This is a genomic window from Pseudomonas paralactis (assembly GCF_001439735.1).
In the GTDB taxonomy this organism is placed as follows: domain Bacteria; phylum Pseudomonadota; class Gammaproteobacteria; order Pseudomonadales; family Pseudomonadaceae; genus Aquipseudomonas; species Aquipseudomonas paralactis.
The window spans coordinates 488734-507899 of record NZ_JYLN01000002.1 but is presented as its reverse complement, the minus strand read 5'-3'; the positions used below and the strand labels follow the sequence as shown (position 1 = coordinate 507899).

Here is a 19166-nt window from a genome sequence, read left to right as displayed (position 1 = left end):
AATGGGATAAACAGCCCTGCGCAAATTTGACCCACAGGTTTACAATCGCTGCTCCTGATCAGGAGTATCGCTGTGCTGACTCATCTCGATTCCCAAGGTCGCGCCCATATGGTCGACGTCACCGACAAAGCCGTGACGTTCCGTGAGGCCGTGGCCGAAGCGCGGGTGCGCATGTTGCCCGAAACCCTGACAATGATTGTCGACGGCGCTCACCCCAAGGGCGACGTATTTGCCGTGGCCCGCATTGCCGGGATCCAGGCGGCAAAAAAAACCAGTGACTTGATCCCCTTGTGTCATCCGCTGATGCTCACGGGCGTCAAGGTCGAACTGCGCGCTGATGGCGTGGACGCCGTGCATATCCTGGCGCGCTGCAAACTCTCCGGCCAGACCGGCGTCGAGATGGAAGCGCTGACCGCGGCCAGCGTCGCTGCGCTGACGATCTACGACATGTGCAAGGCCGTGGACCGTGGCATGACCATCGAGAGTATTCGCCTGCTGGAAAAGCTGGGCGGTAAAAGCGGGCATTTCAAGGCGGACCAGGTATGAGCATCAACGTATTGTTTTTTGCGCGTTACGCCGAAGCGGTGGGCTTTGATTCGCTGGAGATGGAAGGTGAGTTTGCTACGGTCGATGCTGTGCGCCTGGCGCTGGCCGGTGATCCGGAGTTTGCAGTGCTCAACGAGACCAGCCTGATGTGCGCACGCAACGAAGAACTGTGCGACCTCGATGAGCCGGTGCAAGCCGGTGATGAAATCGCCTTCTTCCCGCCAGTGACCGGGGGCTGACCATGGCCATTCGTGTGCAGGTCGAAGCTTTTGATCCGGGCGCCGAAGTCAACGCCATGCACGCGGCCAATGTGGGCGTAGGCGCGGTGGTGAGTTTTGTCGGGTATGTGCGTGACTTCAATGACGGGCGCGAGGTGTCGGGGATGTTCCTGGAGCACTACCCGGGCATGACTGAAAAGGCTTTGGCCAAAATCATCATCGAGGCCGAGCAGCGTTGGCCGCTACTAAAGCTGCAAGTGCTGCACCGCATCGGCGCCTTGGAACCGGGTGAACCGATTGTGTTTGTCGGAGCCGCCAGCGCCCACCGTCAGGCAGCGTTTGATGCCTGTGCGTTCGTGATGGATTACCTGAAGACGCGGGCGCCGTTTTGGAAAAAGGAAAACACCAGCGAGGGCGCGCGTTGGGTAGAAGGGCGCAGCAGTGACCACGCCGCAGCGGATCGCTGGAAGTAGCCAGCCAGACGCAGAAACCAATGTGGGAGCTGGCTTGCCTGCGATAGCATCACCTCGGCGTGACTGAAAAACCGAGGTGTCTGCATCGCAGGCAAGCCAGCTCCCACACAAGCCCGCTCCCGCATTTTTTACCGCATTTGAGCTTAAGGGCGTTTGCGTTCTACGGCCCGCAACAAATGCGTCGGCGGTGTCTCACAGCTGATCTTGCGCCCCAGCAACGCCTCGATGGACGGCAACTGGTACGAGTCATCCTCGCCCGCAAAGCTGATCGACACACCCGCAGCCCCAGCACGTCCGGTACGGCCGATGCGGTGCACGTAGTCGTCCGGCACTTCCGGCAGGGTGAAGTTGATCACATGGCTGATGCCGTCGATGTGAATGCCGCGACCGGCCACGTCGGTGGCTACCAGCACGCGGATCTTGCCTTCGCGGAAACCTTCCAGGGTCTTGATGCGTTTGTGCTGCGGCACATCGCCGGATAGCTGCGCGGCATTGACGCCGTCGCGCACCAGGCGTTCTTCGATGCGGCGCACTTCGTCCTTGCGGTTGGCAAAGACCATCACGCGTTCCCAGCCATTGTCGTTGACCAGGTTGTAGAGCAGCTTGTACTTGTCGGCACCGGCCACGGCGTAGATATGTTGCTCGACGTTTTCGCTGGCGACGTTCAGCGCCTCGATCTCAACGATGGACGGATCGGTAGTCCACTGCTTGGCGAGGTTCATCACGTCTTCGGTGAAGGTGGCGGAGAACAGCAGGGTCTGGCGCTCGGCTTTTGGCGGGGTCTGGCGAATGATCTGGCGTACTTGGGGGATAAAGCCCATGTCGAGCATCCGGTCGGCTTCGTCCAGCACCATCACTTCGACCATGTCCAGGTGCACGTCGCCGCGCTGGTTGAAGTCGAGCAGGCGGCCCGGGGTGGCGACGAGGATGTCGCAGTGACGGGCTTCAAGGTGCTTGAGCTGCTTGTCGAAGTCCATGCCACCGACGAACGTCATGACGTTGAGGCCGGTGTACTTGGTCAGGTCGGCGGCGTCCTTGGCGATCTGCACCACCAGCTCGCGGGTCGGGGCGATGATCAGCGCACGCGGTTCACCCATGTAGCGCTCTTTGGGCGGCGGCGTTTGCAGCAGCTGGGTGATGATCGAGATCAGGAACGCGGCGGTCTTGCCGGTGCCGGTCTGGGCACGACCGATGGCGTCTTTGCCCGCCAGAGTAAAGCCCAGCACCTGCGCCTGGATCGGCGTGCAGTACGGGAAGCCCAGGTCCTGGATGGCGTGCATCAGTTCCGGAGCCAGTTTGAAGTCGTGGAAGCGGGTTTTGCCTTCCTGGGGTTCGACGACGAAGTCTTCGAGTTTCCACGGGGTCACAGGCGGCTTGGGCGCGCGTTCGCGACGAGGCTTGGCCGCAGGCGTTGGGGCGGCCTCGGCCGGCGTTACCTGTTCAGGCGGCGCCACCGTGGTTTTTTTCGGTGAGGCGCCAGGCGCGGTGCGGCCAGGCTGGGGACCGTCATTGCGGCTGCCGGGCTTGGGGGCAAGAGCACTGGGAACAGGCGCGAGCGGCTCAGCCTCGCTTTTGCCGAACATCTTCTTGAGTGCTTTGAGCACGGTCATCTCATTAATTGGTTAAGGAATGTACGCCGGCCAGTGTAATGCAAGAATCGGGCGCGGCGTAGTGCGTCTGTCATACGGCTACATAAACGCGGGTTTCAGCGCAGGCGTTCAGTCAACCAGGCGCCGATATCGCGTATCTCTTCGGGTAACACTTCGTGGCCCATTGGGTATTCCTGCCATGTCACGGTGACACTACGGGTCTTCAAATGCTCGTAGGCGCTGCGGCCCATGGCGTTCTGCACAACGTCATCGTACTGGCCATGCAGGCAGAGGACGGGGATGCGTTGCTGGCTGGCGGACAATTCCAGTTCATCGTCGAAGGTGGGTGCATAGGTGGAGAGGGCAATTACGCCACCCAGTGGACCCTCCCAGTGTTTGAATGCTGTGTGGAAAACCACTGCGCCACCCTGGGAAAAGCCCGCGAGGAAAATTCGCGAAGCGTCTATTCCGGTTCTCTTTTGTGCCTCGATCAAATCCGTGACCATTTTGGCCGACGTTTCCAGTTCTTCCAGGCTGATCGAACGCGCCGGGCTCATGGCCTTGATGTCGTACCAGCTTGGCATCTCATAACCGCCGTTGATGGTCACCGGGCGCATCGGCGCCTGGGGCAAAACGAAGCGCGTGGTCAGCAAGCTTTCCTGCAGCGCCTCGGCCACCGGCAGGAAGTCGTAGCGATCGGCACCCAGGCCATGCAACCAGATAACGCAAGCGTCTGCGGGCTTGGTGGGCTGAAGAATCAAGGGGTCGGTCATGTCTGCTCCATATATGTGCGCGCGCTTCGATTAGGGGCGTCGGGACGGTGCGCGACAGGTTGATCTGTTAAGAGAATGTCGCAAGGTTGAATCTTTTACCACTGAACAAGACGGGCAACGACTCGGCCAGCACTCTGGTACGCGCCTTGCTATGTGTAGGTCGATGTCAGAACTCTCCCAGGGCGGTAACACTATCAGTGACTGCCGCCTGTGGGAAAGCAACTGGAATTACCGCAAAAATCTCATGCTGCTTGACCCCAAAAAAAGCCAACACGGGTCGATATCGCCTCATAAGGGTGCGCTGAGGTTGGAGCTCCGACACAACAAGAGCAATTGGAGGTATGTAATGAAGGTATTGAAGTCCACCCTGGCCATCGTCACCGCGGCGGCTGTACTGGGTGTCAGTGGTTTCGCCCAGGCGGGCGCCACCCTGGATGCCGTGCAGAAAAAAGGCTTTGTGCAATGTGGCGTGAGTGACGGCTTGCCGGGTTTCTCGGTGCCGGATGCCAGCGGCAAGATCCTCGGGATCGACGCTGACTATTGCCGCGCCGTAGCCGCTGCGGTTTTTGGTGACGCCACCAAGGTCAAGTTCAGCCAGTTGAATGCCAAGGAGCGTTTCACCGCGCTGCAATCGGGCGAAGTCGACATCCTGTCGCGCAACACCACCATGACCAGTTCCCGCGATGCGGGCATGGGCCTGAAATTCCCGGGCTTCATCACCTACTATGACGGTATCGGCTTTCTGGTTAACAACAAGCTGGGCGTGAAAAGTGCCAAGGAGCTGGACGGTGCCACCATCTGCATCCAGGCCGGTACCACCACCGAGCTGAACGTCTCCGACTACTTCCGCGCCAACAACCTCAAATACACTCCGATCACCTTCGACACTTCCGATGAAAGCGCCAAGTCGCTGGAATCCGGGCGTTGCGACGTGCTGACTTCCGACAAATCCCAACTGTTTGCCCAGCGCAGCAAGCTGGCTTCGCCGAAAGATTACGTGGTGCTGCCGGAAACCATTTCCAAGGAGCCGCTGGGCCCGGTCGTGCGCAACGGTGACGACGAATGGCTTGCCATCGTGCGCTGGGTGGGTTACGCCATGCTCAACGCCGAAGAGGCCGGTGTGACCTCCAAGAACGTCGAAGCTGAAGCCAAGGCCACCAAGAACCCGGACGTTGCGCGTCTGCTCGGTGCCGACGGCGAATACGGCAAAGACCTGAAAGTGAAGAAGGACTGGGTGGTACAGATCGTCAAGCAAGTGGGTAACTACGGCGAGATGTTCGAGCGCAACCTGGGCAAGAGCACGCCGCTGGAAATCGACCGTGGCCTGAACGCGCTGTGGAACAACGGCGGTATCCAGTACGCACCCCCTGTGCGCTGATCGCTGATGGTTCTATCACCCGGTGGGCCAACCGCCGGGTGATGTTCTGTTCCATTCCTTGCGGGGCATTCCATGCAAAATCTAATCGGCGCACCCAAGCAGAAGCTCAGCTTCAGCGATCCCAAAGTGCGCGCGTGGCTCTTCCAGATCATCACCATTGTGGCGGTGGTCTCGCTGGGCTGGTACCTGTTTCACAACACCCAGACCAACCTGCAACACCGGGGCATTACTTCCGGTTTCGACTTTCTTGAGCGCAGTGCCGGCTTTGGCATCGCGCAGCATTTGATCGACTACACCGAATCGGACAGCTATGCCCGGGTGTTTGTCATCGGCCTGCTCAACACTTTGCTGGTGACCGTCATCGGTGTGGTGCTGGCAACACTGCTGGGCTTCATCATCGGCGTGGCGCGCTTGTCGCCCAACTGGATGATCAACAAGCTGGCGACGGTGTATGTGGAGGTGTTCCGCAACATTCCACCGCTGCTGCAAATCCTGTTCTGGTACTTCGCGGTGTTCCTGACCATGCCAGGGCCGCGCAACAGCCATAACTTCGGTGACATGTTCTTCGTCAGCAGCCGTGGCCTGAATATGCCGGCGGCACTGGCGGCCGATGGGTTCTGGCCGTTCGTGACCAGCATTGTGGTAGCGATTGTTGCGGTTGTATTGATGGCCCGCTGGGCCAACAAGCGCTTTGAAGCGACCGGCGTACCGTTTCATAAATTCTGGGCGGGCCTGGCGCTACTCATCGTGATCCCGGCCCTGTGTGTGTTGATCGTCGGCGCACCGCTGCATTGGGAAATGCCCAAGCTTGCGGGCTTCAACTTTGTGGGTGGCTGGGTACTGATCCCTGAGCTGTTGGCGTTGACCCTGGCGTTGACCGTGTACACGGCGGCGTTCATTGCCGAGATCGTGCGCTCGGGCATCAAGTCCGTCAGCCATGGCCAGACCGAAGCGGCACGTTCACTGGGCCTGCGCCCGGGGCCGACGCTGCGCAAGGTGATCATCCCGCAAGCGTTGCGCGTGATCATTCCGCCGCTGACCAGCCAATACCTGAACCTGGCGAAAAACTCGTCGTTGGCCGCCGGTATCGGTTATCCGGAAATGGTTTCGCTGTTTGCCGGCACGGTGCTCAACCAGACCGGCCAGGCCATTGAAGTCATTGCCATCACCATGAGCGTGTACCTGGCGATCAGCATCAGCATTTCCCTGCTGATGAACTGGTACAACAAGCGCATTGCGCTGATCGAGCGGTGAGGACACCCCCATGACTACGCATACGTTCAAACCTGACATGCCACCGCCGAGCAAAGTCTTCGGGCCGGTGGCCTGGATGCGCGCCAACTTGTTCTCGAGCTGGCTCAATACACTGCTGACCTTGCTGGCGATCTACCTGGTGTACCTGGTGGTGCCACCGATCCTGCACTGGGCCATCCTCGATGCCAACTGGGTGGGCACCACCCGCGCCGATTGCACCAAAGAGGGCGCCTGCTGGGTGTTTATCCAACAGCGCTTCGGGCAGTTCATGTATGGCTATTACCCGGTCGACCTGCGCTGGCGCGTAGACATGACGGTCTGGCTGGCCATCGTCGGCGTGGCGCCGTTGTTCATCTCGCGTTTCCCACGCAAGGCGATTCACGGCCTGGGCTTTCTGGTGCTGTACCCGATCATCGCCTACTGCTTGCTGCACGGCGGTGTGTTCGGGCTGAGCAACGTGGCGACCAGCCAATGGGGCGGCCTGATGCTGACCCTGGTGATCGCCACCGTGGGCATCGCCGGCGCCTTGCCGCTGGGCATTGTGCTGGCGCTGGGGCGGCGTTCGAACATGCCGGCCATTCGGGTGGTCTGCGTGACCTTCATCGAGTTCTGGCGCGGCGTGCCGTTGATCACGGTGCTGTTCATGTCGTCGGTGATGCTGCCGCTGTTCCTGCCCGAAGGCATGAACTTCGACAAGCTGCTGCGGGCGTTGATCGGTGTGATCCTGTTCCAGTCGGCCTATGTGGCCGAAGTGGTGCGCGGTGGTTTGCAGGCGATTCCCAAGGGCCAATATGAAGCCGCTGCGGCGATGGGTCTGGGCTACTGGCGCAGCATGGGCCTGGTGATCTTGCCGCAAGCCTTGAAGATGGTGATCCCTGGGATCGTCAACACCTTCATTGCCCTGTTCAAGGACACCAGCCTTGTGATCATCATCGGCCTGTTCGACTTGCTCAACAGCGTCAAGCAAGCCGCCGCCGACCCCAAATGGCTGGGCATGGCCACCGAAGGCTACGTGTTCGCCGCCCTGGTGTTCTGGATTTTCTGTTTTGGTATGTCGCGCTATTCCATGCATCTGGAACGCAAGCTCGACACTGGCCACAAGCGTTAGGAGTTTTTTGATGAGCGAAGCAATCAAACAGCCTGTGAGCCCTGAAGGCATTATTCAGATGCAGGGCGTCAACAAGTGGTACGGGCAGTTCCACGTGTTGAAAGACATCAACCTCAACGTCAAGCAGGGGGAGCGCATCGTGCTGTGCGGGCCATCGGGTTCGGGCAAATCCACCACCATCCGCTGCCTAAACCGCCTGGAAGAGCACCAGCAAGGCCGCATCGTGGTCGATGGCGTGGAGCTGACCAACGACCTCAAGCAAATCGAAGCGATCCGTCGTGAAGTCGGTATGGTGTTCCAGCACTTCAATCTGTTCCCACACCTGACCATCCTGCAAAACTGCACGCTGGCGCCGATGTGGGTGCGCAAGATGCCCAAGCGCAAGGCCGAGGAAATCGCCATGCACTACCTGGAGCGCGTGCGCATTCCGGAGCAGGCCCACAAGTTTCCCGGGCAGCTTTCAGGTGGCCAGCAACAGCGTGTGGCGATTGCCCGTGCGCTGTGCATGAAACCCAAAATCATGCTGTTCGATGAGCCGACGTCGGCGCTGGACCCGGAGATGGTCAAAGAGGTATTGGACACCATGATCGGCCTGGCCGAAGACGGCATGACCATGTTGTGCGTGACCCACGAAATGGGCTTTGCGCGCACCGTGGCCAACCGCGTGATCTTCATGGATAAGGGCGAGATCGTCGAGCAGGCGGCGCCGAATGACTTCTTTGATAACCCGCAGAATGAGCGGACCAAGTTGTTCTTGAGCCAGATACTGCATTGATGGAAGGTTAAAAAACAAACATGGCCTGATACCGTTCAGTTAAGGCTTTTTGTAGGAGCGAGCTTGCTCGCGAGAAACTCACAGGCGCCGCGTTCAATCAGGAAACACGCGTTCTCGTTCACGTTTTTCGCGAGCAAGCTCGCTCCTACACGGCATGGTTCAGGAGGCTTGGGCCGCACGTTGTTGCTGATCTTTTGCAATGAGCAGGCGATTGAGGTCTTCGCCGACATTGAGCGCCTCGATCTCGGCCAGCAGATGCGGATGCTTATCCAGTAGGCGCATAAGTGTAAACAATGGTTCAGGAGGGAAAACCTCAGCCCTTTCGTAGCGAGAAAACGAGTTTTGCCCGCGCACAGTCAACAGCTTCACTGCCTCCTTCTGAGTGAGGTGCAGTTTGCGACGGATTCGCTTCATTTCAGCCGCGATGATTTTTTTGCCATCCATCAATAATCGGTCACTGGCGTCGGAATAACGCTCTGCGCTGTCATCGTCATGATCGAATTCGATTTCCTTACAAACCTGGCATTCCCAGCCCGCGATGTTTGGAATGTCGCGCATCATGCCGCGTGTGTTGATGGTGAAGGTGCGACCTGCGAAATACTGCATTCCATCATGGGTTCCGCAATTCACGCATTGTTGGGTTTTCATAAGGTTTTCTCCTTGAAGGAGATTACGGGAGCTTCGCCGCCTGGGCGGTGAGTCACCTTGATGTAAATCTCCATACCGTACATTTTGATCAGATAGACGTCCTGCCATATCCGGTGATCTGCATAGGTTGTCATCGATTTGTACAACATTCGCGTTTCAAGGGCGCAAACCGCCAACCGCATCTGGCCGATGCTCAATTCAAGTTGTCGAGCGCTCTCCCGCGCGGTTGCAGTAAAGGCTCTGTGGCCCAGCCGGATGACTTGCGCCTTGATCAGGGCTAAATCGTAATGAGGTGTGTACTTTTCCATAAGACACCTGAGTCCAATAATTACCCTCTGAGGGTAATTTTACCAATCGAAAATACTGCTCCTTTCCCTGCCTAAAAACCCTAGTGCGTTGCCTTTGTAGGCGACTCCCAATAGGCTGTAGGAAAATTCATCCCATGATTGGACGAAAGCGTTAAACCCATGACAGACATCGCCCCGCTGATCAAACGCTCGCTGGTTGACCAGGCGCTGGAACAACTGCGTTTGCGCATTGCGCAGGGTGTGTGGGCCGTTGGCGAACGCCTGCCCACCGAGCCCGAACTGTGCGCCGAGCTGGGGATCAGCCGTAACACCGTGCGCGAAGCCATGCGTGTGTTGGCATTCTCCGGGTTGATCGAAATCCGCCAGGGCGACGGCAGTTATCTGCGCTCGATGACCGACCCGTTGGGCACGATGCGTGCGTTGTCCCATTGCACCCTGGGGCAGGCGCAGGAGACGCGGCAAATTCTGGAAGTGGAAGCCATCGGCCTCGCTGCACAACGCCGCACTGCAAGTGACCTGCGAGCATTGCGCACTGCGCTGGATGCCAGCGCCGCGCTGTATCAGGGCGACCTCGAGGCCTATATCAGCGCCGACCTGGCGTTTCACCAACGTTTGGTGGATGCCGCACACAACCCGGCCTTGAGCGAGCTGTATCAGTATTTCTCCGCCATCGTCGGCGCGCAGTTGCGCCAGACCCTGAACCTTTCACCGCGTCGCCAGGCCGTGTTCGACTTGCACATTGCCCTGCTTGACGCCGTGGAGCAGCAAGACCCCGAACGTGCCAAATCCCTCTGCCGGCAGTTGATCAATGAACCCTGAAACCCAACACACACCCGAACTTGAAGAGTTGTTGATTGACGCCGAGGCCGATGACGACGTGGTGCAAGATAGCCACCCGCTGGTGAGCCGGCCCTGGTTGCTGCTGCTGGGCCTGATCCTGGTGGCGCTCAACTTGCGCCCGGCCTTGTCGAGCCTGTCGCCGCTGTTGGCTGATGTCTCCAGCAGCCTGGGCCTGTCGGCCGCGCAAGCCGGTTTACTGACTACCCTGCCGGTGTTGTGCCTGGGCCTGTTCGCGCCCACTGCGCCGATCCTGGCCCGACGCTTTGGGGCTGAGCGGGTGGTGTTCGGCGTCTTGCTGACGCTGGCTGGCGGGATCATCCTGCGCAGTTCATTCGGGGAAGTGGGCCTGTTTGCCGGCAGCCTGATTGCCGGCGCCAGCATTGGCATCATCGGCGTATTGCTGCCGGGTATCGTCAAGCGCGACTTCGCCGCACGTGCGGGCGCCATGACCGGCGTCTACACCATGGCCCTGTGCCTGGGCGCCGCATTGGCGGCAGGGGCCACGGTACCCTTGAGTCATTACTTCGGCGACAGTTGGCCCCTTGGCCTGGGGTTCTGGATTCTGCCAGCGCTGTTGGCGGCGTTGTTCTGGTTGCCGCAAGTCGGGCAGAAGCACGGCGCCCATCGCGTCGCCTACCGCGTGAAGGGGCTACTGCGTGACCCGCTGGCCTGGCAAGTGACCTTATACATGGGCCTGCAATCATCCCTGGCCTACATCGTATTCGGCTGGTTGCCGTCGATTCTGATCGGCCGTGGCCTGAGTGCCACGGAGGCGGGACTGGCGTTGTCCGGCTCGATCATTGTGCAATTGTTCAGTTCCCTGGCCGCGCCATGGCTGGCCACCCGTGGCAAGGACCAGCGCCTGGCGATTGTGGTGGTGATGCTGCTGACCCTCTGCGGCCTGTTCGGTTGCCTGTATGCGCCGCTGGACGGTTTGTGGGGTTGGGCGATTCTGCTCGGCCTGGGGCAGGGCGGTACTTTCAGCCTGGCGCTGACCTTGATTGTGCTGCGCTCGCGTGACGCTCACGTAGCCGCCAACCTGTCGAGCATGGCCCAGGGGGTCGGTTATACCCTGGCGTCCCTTGGCCCTTTCGCTGTGGGCGTGGTGCATGACTGGACCGGCGGCTGGACGGCCATCGGCTGGATCTTCGCAGTGATCGGCCTCGGCGCCATCGTGGCGGGCCTGGGCGCCGGACGTGCGCGCTACGTGTGCGTCACCTGCGAGAGGGTCTAGAGATAAACCACCTCCAGGGTGGCCGAGCCGTCAATCGGGGTTTGCGTGCTCAAGTCCAGATTCTTGCGAGCATTGATCACGGTCTGCACCGTGACGTGGCTGCCTATTATGCCAATGGCGGTGGGGCCGCTGACGCTGCCCTCGATCGACGTAAAGCCCAGGTAGCTGCGGGAACCGATGTCGATGGGGTTGAGGTTGGACGTGCGCCATGCCAGGCCCCCGGTGGTGGATTCGGTGCCGTAGAGTTGCCCGTTGTTGCTGGCCTGGGTCTGCCGAGGATCGAAGGTCATGGAGTAGACGCCCAGGGGCGTGCCGTTGCTGTCGAATCCCAGCCCGTAGTAAATCTCGCTTTCGACCAGGGTCGAGTCGCTGCGGTTGTCTTGCATGCGCAGGGCATAACGTACCGGGCCGGTACACGCCATGCCGAAGAACAGGGTCTTGGCGGGAAGACGGGTGCGGGTTTCCAGGTTCAAGTCTTGTTGAGATATTTTGCCGTAGTCAATCAGGCCGCCGTTTGACAGTTGCGGCAGGCACGCGGCGGGCGTGACCAACCCCTGGACGCTGAGGTCCACCGTCGAGGCCGCCAGCGCCGCCTGAGTGCTGGTCAATAACAGCAGGCTGCAAAGGGCAGGAATTTTCATGGTACGCACTCCTACAAGTAAATGATTTCGAGGGTGCCGGACCCATTGATACGCACGACGTCGCGCAGATCCAGCGATTGGATGGGGGCCAGGTACGTCTTGACGCGCATCGTGCCGGTCAGGACCTGTATGGCGAGCGGGCCCGTAGTCACGCCGGTCTTGTCGGTAAAGCCCATGAGGCTGTTGGCAGCCATGGGGATCTGCCGCGCAGTGGAACTGCTCCAGGCTGCGCCATTGCTGGTGGAGTCGGTGCGATACAGCGTGGACAAGCTGTCGGCGCTGAATTCCGCAGGGTCGATCGTCAGGTAGAAGCGTCCGATTTTGTTGTTGCTGGCGTCCAGGTCCAGGCCATAGGCCGTTTCATCGGTGCCGCCGGTAGCCGAGCCATCGCGGTTGTCTTTCATGCGCAGGCCGAAGCGGGCCGGAGCATCGCAGGTCACGCTCAGGCGCACGGTGCGCGTGGGTAGCGGTGTTTCGTGGGTGGCACTCAGATCCTTGGCGTACAGCGTGCCGTAGTCCACGACGCCCTGGTCCGACAGTGTCGGTTGGCAGGCGGTCGGCGCGAAGTGGGCGCGCAACGTGAGCTCGCGGTAACGCCCGCTTGCGCTGTGGTACATCATCCCGCTGACTTCCCAGGTGGTGGCGTCGCGTACCTGGGTGGCGGCCGGGTCGGCCCAGGCGCGCAGCGTCAACTGCAACGCCAGGGTTTTGCCCTGCAATACCGTGCCCTGTTGCAGCGGCGCGATGCCATGGTCGGGCCGCCATTCCAGCACGCTGGCGCTGCTCACCGGCGCCTGGCCTGCGCCGGGCAACAAGCCCAGTTCCACCGCCCGACCGTCGAGTACGGCGTTGCCGACCTCGATGGCGTAGCTGCCGTTGGGAGTGAATTGCAGGCGTTGCGCGGAGGCGGCGGTGCCGCGATAAAACAGGCTCAGGTCCTGGGCCTGGGGGCAGGTGAACGTCAGGCTCAAACGGCGCTCGCCGAGCAGGCGTTGCGGCGCACTGTCGCTTTGCGCCAGGCGACTCATCAAGCCCAAATCCACCAGCGGTTCGCTGAGGTTGATTTGGCATTCCTCAAAGGCTTGAGCGGTGCCGGCAAACGCGAGCAATAACCCCAGACTCAGGTGGCGCAAACAGGTTGCAGGGTGCATGGCAGTAGTCCTCAAGGTGTGTGGCAACGAGCAGGTGCGGTTTCGAAATACACCGTGGGGTCGGCTTTTGCCGGCAGTTGGTAGCGCAATTCACAGCGTTCGCCTTGCGAGGTGGTGATCCACAGCGCTCCTTGGTCCAGCACATTGGGCAGGAACACCTGGCTGGCGTCCTGCACCAAGGTGATGAACTCACCTGTGGTCGTCGTAACGGAGGCTCCCACCGGCATGGGATTTCCCTGATCGTCGCTGACGGTGAGCAGCATGCGGCGGGTCAGGCCCACGCCGAACTCGACCCGATCGACAGCGCCACGCCCGGCCGAGATCACCGCCAGGCCATTGTTGATGTCGGCGTTGCGCGGTAGAGAGCGGGTCTGCACTTCCACTGGGCTGCGCCCGTAGGCGGCCACCTGCGACACCACGGCCTGGCCTTGCCAGTCGGTCCATACCGGGCCACTGGGGGTGCTGAGTTTGATGCCGCTCATGTCGCCGACGGAAACCAGAGCGAAGGTGTCGCGCACCGGGTAGGGGGTAAATGTCATACCGTCGCCATGCACGACCACACCGCCGCGGGCGCCGCCCTGGTAGCTCGAACGCTCGGCATCGGAGCGGCTGTAGCTCAAGTCGAGTTGGGTATAGCGTGGCAATGCCGAAATGCCCACGCTGGTTTCCACTTCATGGTCACTGCTGTCGTGTTCGGCGCTGACGCGGTAGCTCAGTTGGTCGTCAAGCTGTTCGGTCAGGCCCAGACCGGTACGGTTTTGGCCGCCGGAGTTGCGCACCCAACTGCGCAGCCGGCGGCTTTCGCCCAACGGCACGCTGACAGTGAGGTAGACCGCGTTGTCCTGTTGCTGGCGTCCGCCCATCTGCCACTCGGCACTGGCCGATAACGAGACTGCGCCAATGCTCGTGCCCCACGCTGCGAGCGCGCGGCTGCTGCTGTTGCCCTCGAAGGTGCTCGAACGTGAAACGCCGGCGCTGAATGCGCCCAACTGCGGATGTGACCACCCCAGGTTGATACTTTGCTGGTCGCGATAGCGTGAGTTGCGCTGACTGCCGTCGCGCTCGTAGGTGCTTTCCTCCAGTTCGCGGTAGCCGCTGCTGCGCCAGGAATTGGCGGCGCTGAACGACCATCGCTCGCTCAGGCGCTGTGACCAGGAAAGATCGGTCTGCACGCCCGAGACTTTTTCCCACGACTGGGTGTTGGACAATTGGGTAGACACCTGTATCTGACTGTCCAGCCACGGCAGCCAGCCCAAGCTAGCGCCCGCCGAGCGATACTCGCCGGTCGCCAGCACGCCACTGCCCAGGGTCAGTTGCGGATGCAAGTTCCCGGTCCAACCGGCGCTGACCACCCACGGCGCCTCTGCTTCGGCCCCGCCGACGTTACGTACGCGCCCCGCTGCGACCGAATACCCGGGCGCAGGCAGGCCGAGACCGAGCATGGCGGCGGGTACAGTGAAACGTCGTTCCCCGCCGACACTTTCCTTGACCGTGACTTCGACATCCGAGCGCGTATTCAGGCGACGTACATCGTTCAGCACAAACGGCCCGGCAGGCACCACGGTGGAGTGAATCAGCGCGCCGTTCTGGCGCACTTCTACCTGTGCCGGGCTGTTGGCGATCCCCTGGATTTGTGCGCTCTGGCCTTGCTCCTGAAGGGCGTGCTCGGTCAGCACCTGGACGCCGGTGATCTGTGCGCCAGACAACACCGGGTTATAGAGGTTGATCTGCCCGGCCTGCAGCACTGCCTGATGGCTGGCGAAGGTCCGTTGCGCATAGGCCTCCAAGTGGGTGCTGCGCGATAAGCCATCCTGCCAGGTCTGCACCTGGCGGCTGCGCACGATCCAGTCGCCGGCGTTGAAGCCGACTTCGGTATTGGCTGAGCCAAACCGGCTGGCGTCTTCGCCGAAGCGGTTGTAGAACCCGCTCAGGTCGTAGTTGAGCATCCCGGCAAACCCGCCGGTCTGGTAGCCCGAGATATCCTGTTGCACGGGGCGCAGTGCTTCGGTGGGCACGACCAGTGCCAACGTCAGTGTCGACGGGTCCGGTTCCACCAGGCTTTGCGGATACCGCACGAGAAAATCCTGACAACCCACGGGTTCAGCGGGTATCACCAGGTTGGCGGCGTCCAGCAACGCACGGTCCAGGCAGGGGTTGCCCTGTGGATCGAAACTGACCTCCAGGCGTCCCCGGCGCAGGCCATTGACCCGCAGGTTGACGCTATGACGGCCGGCGGCAAAGCGCGGTGTTGCCAGCAGCAGGCTGGCCAACTGTGGATCGATGCCGCGCTGATGCAAGGTCTGGGCGTCGAAGCCTGCGGGGCTGCTGTCGTCGGCCCACGCGTTGTCCGGCATAAGCGCATACAGCAGCAACACCAGCGGCAAGGCTGGGCGAATGGGCACGGCTTCGCCGTCACGGTAACTCAATACTGTTTTCACGCAAGGTACTCGTTTAGTGAACGCACAGCCCTCATTGGGTTCGGGGCTTTGGGCGTTCTGGTGACGGTCGATAAGCCGTCACTTCGTTATCCAGGCGGCGGTCTTGGCGACGCCTGTGGTTTTCTGTCAGAGGGTGATGGGGGCGTCGTAGGCCTTGACCGCAAACCCGTACACAGTGGCCGGTTGCAGCCTCACCGTCTTGGCTTGGCCACCGCTGGCAGGCACGCTCAAGGCTTCACCTGGCAGCACGTAGGTGCGCGGCAGCATCGCCTTGCCGTCGCCGGGCAACAGTCGCAGCTCCTGGGCCAGGCGCACCACATAAGGCGTGTCATTACGCACCTGCAATTGGCCGTCGCGCAGGGTCCATGTCAGGCCGGTCCAGGGGCTGCGATTGGGTGCCAGGCCCTTGGGATGCACAATCACCGGCAGGTTCTGGCGCACGGTCACGCCCACGCGGGCATGACCGGCGGCAGTGGCTGCGCGGCCCTGGGGCATGCCTTCGAACACGGCGCGTTTGAGCCGCTGGGTGAGCAACGGTTTTTGGTTTTGCAGAATAAAGCGCACCAACTGGGATTTGGACGCTTCGACTCGGGACAGCGGCGGCGTCACCACCAGCAGGGGTTCGGTGTCTTCCGGAATATCCTGCAAGGTCACATGCAACAACGAGAGCTGGCTGTCGGAGTTGGTCACCGAAACGGAAGCTTCACCATCGGCCTCGTGGACGATCACCACGGAGGTGTCCGGGACCATGCCGTCAGCCTTTGCTTGGTTGCCGAATATCAGCAGCAGGGCAATAAGGCCGAACGCGGTGTTTGAGCATGTCATCGTCATGATGGGCTTTCCATTAGGCGAAATGAGTGGGTCAGAGGTAACGCAAATCCAGGACGATGGAGCCGTCGAGGGGCACTTCCTGATTCAGGGTCAGGTACTGCGAAAAGTTGATGGCGGTGTCCACTTGAAGCTGGACCCTCAACTGGCTGATGAAGTCGGGCTGACGGTCGCCCGCGGGGGCGAAGGCCATATAGGAGCGTGGATAGCCATTGGGCTCGGGCGTCCAGGTTTCGCCGCTGTTGGTGGAGGCCAGGACTTGCATGGCCTGGGAATCCCCTACTGGGTTGCGGTACGACAACGCCACGGAGCCGAGACGCTCGTCCGGTGCATGGATGTTTCTGCCCAGCCCATAGAAAAAATCCGGTGCCAGGGAAGACTCCGCACGATTGTCGATACCCACCAGCGCAAACAGCATGGGCCTGGCGCATTGCACCTGCAGTTCGAGTTGTCGGCTGGGCAGCACGGTGAATTCGTCGACAAGGAGGGTGTGTGCGGGGATCTTTCCGTGGTCGACAAAGCCTTCATCCGACAGCTCGATATAGCAGGCATCCGGTGTCACGCGACCGGTTACCGTAAGCTCGGCAGCGGTGCCCGCACTGGCCTTGGCCGCAGCGCACAGGGATAACAACAGCACGGTAAAGAAACGGGTGAACATAGTCATCGATTCATCACTGGCACGGGTGAGCACAGCCCACGGCGAAGCCCATGCCCTTCAAGGGTAAGGGCATGGGGGCCATGGGTCAGAGGTACTTCACTTCAAGGGTGGCGGAGCCGTCGATGGTCACTTCGTTGCTCAGGTCCATGCCATCGGCGCGGTTGATAGCGGTGTACACGTTCAGGTCGACGGTCAAATCCTTAACTGCCAGGGGCTGGGTGTGGTCCTCCATCGAGGCCACCGACATGTACAGGCCTGCGTCCCACTCTGGCCATCTCATCCAATTCTGAAGGTCAGTGGAGGAAATCGTCTGCACTACCACGCCTTCATCGGCGACCGGGTTGCTCATGCGGATGTAGTAATAACCCAGTTGCTGGGTCTCGTTGATAAAGCCCAGCCCATAATATCCTGAGCCTGACGGGCTTGAAGTTGCACGGTTATCCACCGAGTGCAGGGCAAACTGAATCGGGGCGTCACAATTGACTGTCATTGCCAGGGTCTGTCTACCGAGAAATGTCTCCCTGTCTGTATTCAAGTCCTTGGCGGAAATCTTGCCATGGTCGATCACGCCACCGCCGGACAAGCTGGGTGTGCAAGCGCTGGGCACGATCAGGCCTTTGACGGCCAGGTCCACGCTGGAGGCAGCGAAGGTGGTGGCCGAGCCGAGCAGCAATACGCCGGCGGCCAGGGTGGTCAATCGGGTTTTCATCGTAGGGACTCCTTAAAGGTAATTGACTTGTACGGTGGCGTGACCGTCGATAGGGACTTCGTCGGTCAACGTCAGGTTGTTGGCAGGTGCGATGTGGGTGATCAGGCGGATCTCGGCGTCCAGTTCCTGAACTGCAATCGGTATCACGTCGTTGCTGTGGGCGATCGCCGTCAGCAAGGTATGGCTGAGCATCACCGAAGGCATCCAGGTCACGCCGCCATCCCTTGAGGTGATGGTGCGCACGGAGACGCCGTCGGCCACGGGCATATAGAGACCCAGCCCGGCATCGCCGACTTTTTCATCGCTGGGTGTGGTGCCCAGCCCATGCCAGCTGAAGTGGCTGGCGGCGGTGCCTGAACGGTTGTCGATGGTGTTGAGGGTGAAGTACGTCGGCCCGTCGCAGCGCACACTCAACAGCATGGTTTCTCTGGGCAGATCGGTGTAGGTGTCGGTGTTGAGGTCCTTGACCGACACCTTGCCGAAGTCCACAGTCCCGCCGCCGGCGATGACTGGTGAGCAAGCGCTGGGGGTGATGCTGCCGCGCACGAGCAAGTCTGTGTTGCTGGCGGCGAATGCGGTCGGGCAGAGCAGCAAGGCGCCTAGCAGGCTGGATGCAAAAACATTCATGTCAGTGAATCTCCTTGGGCATGGGGCAGAGGCGTTATAGGTATTTGACTTCAAGCGTGGCGGACCCGTTGATTGGAACCTCTGTGGTCAGATCCATTCCTGCTGTCGGCGCGATGATGGTTGCCACCATGAGGTCTGCCAACACCTGCTGGACCGGGGTGGGTGCCCACCTGCCGGTGGTGTTGTCGCCAAACGAAGCAAGGTAGGAGGCTGGCCACATGTCACCCGGGATACTTGCCCGCCAGGTGAGGCCGTTATCCGAGGACTCAATCATGGAGATCGCTGCGCCATCGGCGATCGGATTGCTTAAGATCAGGGAGAAACTGCCTAATTTTTTTCCGCTGACCAAGCCCAGGCCATAGCTGTTCCTCGGATCGTGGGCGTCACCAACGTTATCAATGCCCTTCAGGGCTAGCAGGGTTGGCGCATCGCACGTGATGCCCAGTTGCAGGTTGTGACTTTTAAGCACGGTCCATCCATCCAGCCTCAAATCCTTGGCCGAAATTTTTCCGTGGTCGACAATCCCGCCGCTTGAAAGGCTAGGTGCACAGGCGCTGGGTGTGATCAGCCCTTTGACGGCCAGGTCCACACTGCTGGCTGCGAATACCGATGAACTCATGGCGAGCAGCAGGGCACTGCTCAATAGGGCTACAGGGCTCTTCATTTTTCTGTTTTTTCCATTGCAGGCTGGCAGATAGAGGTGCGTGCAACGCAACGCCCGCGCTGGTGTCGGCGAGTGGTTGTCGATGCGACGGTCTCGATATTTTTTGCGGCTGCCGGGGAGTGGCAAGCCGTCCCTCTTTTGGGGTGGGGCACAATTTAGCGAGGAGCGTGCGCGGGGGAAATACAACTAATACGACATTGGCAGGGTGGATCGAATAGGGTCAGTTCGCGTTTTTTCGTAGTTGTTGTATCGGCTTTAAGTCATTCAAAAGGTTATTGGTTTTTTGTCGATAGCATTCAAAGGAAT

Annotated in this window: 21 protein-coding genes; 9 read left to right on the top strand and 12 right to left on the bottom strand. The window is 60.5% G+C overall.

Annotated features, from left to right (window positions below):
- The first annotated feature begins 72 nt into the window (after positions 1-72).
- The 3 genes from moaC to moaE are packed head-to-tail and all read left to right on the top strand — an operon-like array spanning position 73 to position 1237.
- Positions 73-546, top strand: coding sequence for a cyclic pyranopterin monophosphate synthase MoaC (gene moaC / locus TX23_RS06530; protein WP_046071003.1), 474 nt, complete (start codon positions 73-75; stop codon positions 544-546).
- Positions 543-785, top strand: coding sequence for a molybdopterin converting factor subunit 1 (moaD, locus tag TX23_RS06525; RefSeq protein ID WP_057701506.1), 243 nt, complete (start codon positions 543-545; stop codon positions 783-785). Before moaC ends, moaD begins: the two co-directional genes overlap by 4 nt.
- 2 nt (positions 786-787) lie before the next feature.
- Positions 788-1237: a molybdopterin synthase catalytic subunit MoaE gene (gene moaE / locus TX23_RS06520; protein WP_057701505.1), complete on the top strand. Its 450-nt coding sequence runs from the start codon at positions 788-790 to the stop codon at positions 1235-1237.
- A gap of 143 nt (positions 1238-1380) precedes the next feature.
- Here moaE and rhlB read toward each other — a convergent pair whose 3' ends face one another.
- Positions 1381-2847 (bottom strand): ATP-dependent RNA helicase RhlB, encoded by a 1467-nt coding sequence (gene rhlB / locus TX23_RS06515; RefSeq protein WP_057701504.1) that lies wholly within the window; start codon positions 2845-2847, stop codon positions 1381-1383.
- A gap of 95 nt (positions 2848-2942) precedes the next feature.
- A complete protein-coding gene (locus TX23_RS06510; protein ID WP_057701503.1) occupies positions 2943-3599 on the bottom strand; it encodes an alpha/beta hydrolase in 657 nt (218 codons plus the stop codon).
- A gap of 346 nt (positions 3600-3945) precedes the next feature.
- Here TX23_RS06510 and TX23_RS06505 point away from each other — a divergent pair, with 346 nt between their 5' ends.
- The 4 genes from TX23_RS06505 (at position 3946) to TX23_RS06490 (ending at position 8114) form a co-directional block, all read left to right on the top strand.
- On the top strand, positions 3946-4977 hold the full coding sequence (locus tag TX23_RS06505) for an amino acid ABC transporter substrate-binding protein (RefSeq protein ID WP_057701502.1): 1032 nt from the start codon (positions 3946-3948) through the stop codon (positions 4975-4977).
- 72 nt (positions 4978-5049) lie between these two features.
- Positions 5050-6231, top strand: coding sequence for an amino acid ABC transporter permease (locus tag TX23_RS06500; RefSeq protein ID WP_057701501.1), 1182 nt, complete (start codon positions 5050-5052; stop codon positions 6229-6231).
- A gap of 10 nt (positions 6232-6241) precedes the next feature.
- Positions 6242-7339, top strand: a complete 1098-nt coding sequence (locus tag TX23_RS06495) for an amino acid ABC transporter permease (protein ID WP_057701500.1) — start codon at positions 6242-6244, stop codon at positions 7337-7339.
- A 10-nt stretch (positions 7340-7349) separates the two neighbouring features.
- Positions 7350-8114 carry an amino acid ABC transporter ATP-binding protein gene (locus TX23_RS06490; protein ID WP_010444394.1) on the top strand — a complete coding sequence of 255 codons (765 nt, stop codon included), beginning with the start codon at positions 7350-7352 and terminating at the stop codon, positions 8112-8114.
- A gap of 159 nt (positions 8115-8273) precedes the next feature.
- On the opposite strand, the gene TX23_RS06485 is transcribed toward TX23_RS06490, so the two are convergent.
- Both TX23_RS06485 and TX23_RS06480 read right to left on the bottom strand, forming a co-directional pair.
- Entirely contained in the window at positions 8274-8762 is a 489-nt protein-coding gene (locus tag TX23_RS06485; RefSeq protein ID WP_057701499.1) for a type II toxin-antitoxin system MqsA family antitoxin, read from the bottom strand.
- Positions 8759-9070, bottom strand: a complete 312-nt coding sequence (locus TX23_RS06480; RefSeq protein WP_057701498.1) for a type II toxin-antitoxin system MqsR family toxin — start codon at positions 9068-9070, stop codon at positions 8759-8761. Before TX23_RS06480 ends, TX23_RS06485 begins: the two co-directional genes overlap by 4 nt.
- 159 nt (positions 9071-9229) lie before the next feature.
- Here TX23_RS06480 and TX23_RS06475 point away from each other — a divergent pair, with 159 nt between their 5' ends.
- Positions 9230-9889 carry a FadR/GntR family transcriptional regulator gene (locus TX23_RS06475; protein WP_057701497.1) on the top strand — a complete coding sequence of 220 codons (660 nt, stop codon included), beginning with the start codon at positions 9230-9232 and terminating at the stop codon, positions 9887-9889.
- Positions 9879-11144 (top strand): CynX/NimT family MFS transporter, encoded by a 1266-nt coding sequence (locus tag TX23_RS06470; protein WP_057701496.1) that lies wholly within the window; start codon positions 9879-9881, stop codon positions 11142-11144. Before TX23_RS06475 ends, TX23_RS06470 begins: the two co-directional genes overlap by 11 nt.
- On the opposite strand, the gene TX23_RS06465 is transcribed toward TX23_RS06470, so the two are convergent.
- The 8 genes from TX23_RS06465 to TX23_RS06430 form a co-directional block, all read right to left on the bottom strand.
- Positions 11141-11785, bottom strand: a complete 645-nt coding sequence (locus tag TX23_RS06465) for a DUF1120 domain-containing protein (RefSeq protein ID WP_034128692.1) — start codon at positions 11783-11785, stop codon at positions 11141-11143. The two genes, TX23_RS06470 and TX23_RS06465, sit on opposite strands and share 4 nt — an antisense overlap.
- 11 nt (positions 11786-11796) lie before the next feature.
- Positions 11797-12936, bottom strand: coding sequence for a DUF1120 domain-containing protein (locus TX23_RS06460; protein WP_209445910.1), 1140 nt, complete (start codon positions 12934-12936; stop codon positions 11797-11799).
- A gap of 11 nt (positions 12937-12947) precedes the next feature.
- Positions 12948-15362, bottom strand: coding sequence for a fimbria/pilus outer membrane usher protein (locus TX23_RS06455; RefSeq protein ID WP_057701755.1), 2415 nt, complete (start codon positions 15360-15362; stop codon positions 12948-12950).
- Positions 15363-15500: 138 nt separating this feature from the next.
- Positions 15501-16205: a fimbria/pilus chaperone family protein gene (locus tag TX23_RS06450; protein ID WP_034128691.1), complete on the bottom strand. Its 705-nt coding sequence runs from the start codon at positions 16203-16205 to the stop codon at positions 15501-15503.
- 31 nt (positions 16206-16236) lie between these two features.
- Complete coding sequence (locus TX23_RS06445; protein WP_057701754.1) at positions 16237-16866, bottom strand: DUF1120 domain-containing protein; 630 nt, start codon at positions 16864-16866, stop codon at positions 16237-16239.
- Positions 16867-16945: 79 nt separating this feature from the next.
- Positions 16946-17569, bottom strand: a complete 624-nt coding sequence (locus tag TX23_RS06440) for a DUF1120 domain-containing protein (protein ID WP_057701495.1) — start codon at positions 17567-17569, stop codon at positions 16946-16948.
- Positions 17570-17581: 12 nt separating this feature from the next.
- A complete protein-coding gene (locus tag TX23_RS06435) occupies positions 17582-18196 on the bottom strand; it encodes a DUF1120 domain-containing protein (RefSeq protein ID WP_057701494.1) in 615 nt (204 codons plus the stop codon).
- Positions 18197-18230: 34 nt separating this feature from the next.
- Complete coding sequence (locus TX23_RS06430; RefSeq protein WP_332873425.1) at positions 18231-18986, bottom strand: DUF1120 domain-containing protein; 756 nt, start codon at positions 18984-18986, stop codon at positions 18231-18233.
- Between the last annotated feature and the right edge of the window lie 180 nt (positions 18987-19166).

Bases quoted from the DNA above. Each gene is read 5' to 3' on its own strand.
- TX23_RS06435 (WP_057701494.1), bottom strand. From the start codon at position 18,196: ATGAATGTTTTTGCATCCAGCCTGCTAGGCGCCTTGCTGCTCTGCCCG.
- TX23_RS06480 (WP_057701498.1), bottom strand. From the start codon at position 9,070: ATGGAAAAGTACACACCTCATTACGATTTAGCCCTGATCAAGGCGCAA.
- moaE (WP_057701505.1), top strand. From the start codon at position 788: ATGGCCATTCGTGTGCAGGTCGAAGCTTTTGATCCGGGCGCCGAAGTC.
- TX23_RS06510 (WP_057701503.1), bottom strand. From the start codon at position 3,599: ATGACCGACCCCTTGATTCTTCAGCCCACCAAGCCCGCAGACGCTTGC.
- TX23_RS06470 (WP_057701496.1), top strand. From the start codon at position 9,879: ATGAACCCTGAAACCCAACACACACCCGAACTTGAAGAGTTGTTGATT.
- TX23_RS06505 (WP_057701502.1), top strand. From the start codon at position 3,946: ATGAAGGTATTGAAGTCCACCCTGGCCATCGTCACCGCGGCGGCTGTA.
- TX23_RS06465 (WP_034128692.1), bottom strand. From the start codon at position 11,785: ATGAAAATTCCTGCCCTTTGCAGCCTGCTGTTATTGACCAGCACTCAG.
- TX23_RS06490 (WP_010444394.1), top strand. From the start codon at position 7,350: ATGAGCGAAGCAATCAAACAGCCTGTGAGCCCTGAAGGCATTATTCAG.
- TX23_RS06500 (WP_057701501.1), top strand. From the start codon at position 5,050: ATGCAAAATCTAATCGGCGCACCCAAGCAGAAGCTCAGCTTCAGCGAT.
- TX23_RS06485 (WP_057701499.1), bottom strand. From the start codon at position 8,762: ATGAAAACCCAACAATGCGTGAATTGCGGAACCCATGATGGAATGCAG.
- moaD (WP_057701506.1), top strand. From the start codon at position 543: ATGAGCATCAACGTATTGTTTTTTGCGCGTTACGCCGAAGCGGTGGGC.
- TX23_RS06450 (WP_034128691.1), bottom strand. From the start codon at position 16,205: ATGACGATGACATGCTCAAACACCGCGTTCGGCCTTATTGCCCTGCTG.
- TX23_RS06445 (WP_057701754.1), bottom strand. From the start codon at position 16,866: ATGACTATGTTCACCCGTTTCTTTACCGTGCTGTTGTTATCCCTGTGC.
- TX23_RS06475 (WP_057701497.1), top strand. From the start codon at position 9,230: ATGACAGACATCGCCCCGCTGATCAAACGCTCGCTGGTTGACCAGGCG.
- TX23_RS06440 (WP_057701495.1), bottom strand. From the start codon at position 17,569: ATGAAAACCCGATTGACCACCCTGGCCGCCGGCGTATTGCTGCTCGGC.
- TX23_RS06460 (WP_209445910.1), bottom strand. From the start codon at position 12,936: ATGCACCCTGCAACCTGTTTGCGCCACCTGAGTCTGGGGTTATTGCTC.
- rhlB (WP_057701504.1), bottom strand. From the start codon at position 2,847: ATGACCGTGCTCAAAGCACTCAAGAAGATGTTCGGCAAAAGCGAGGCT.
- TX23_RS06495 (WP_057701500.1), top strand. From the start codon at position 6,242: ATGACTACGCATACGTTCAAACCTGACATGCCACCGCCGAGCAAAGTC.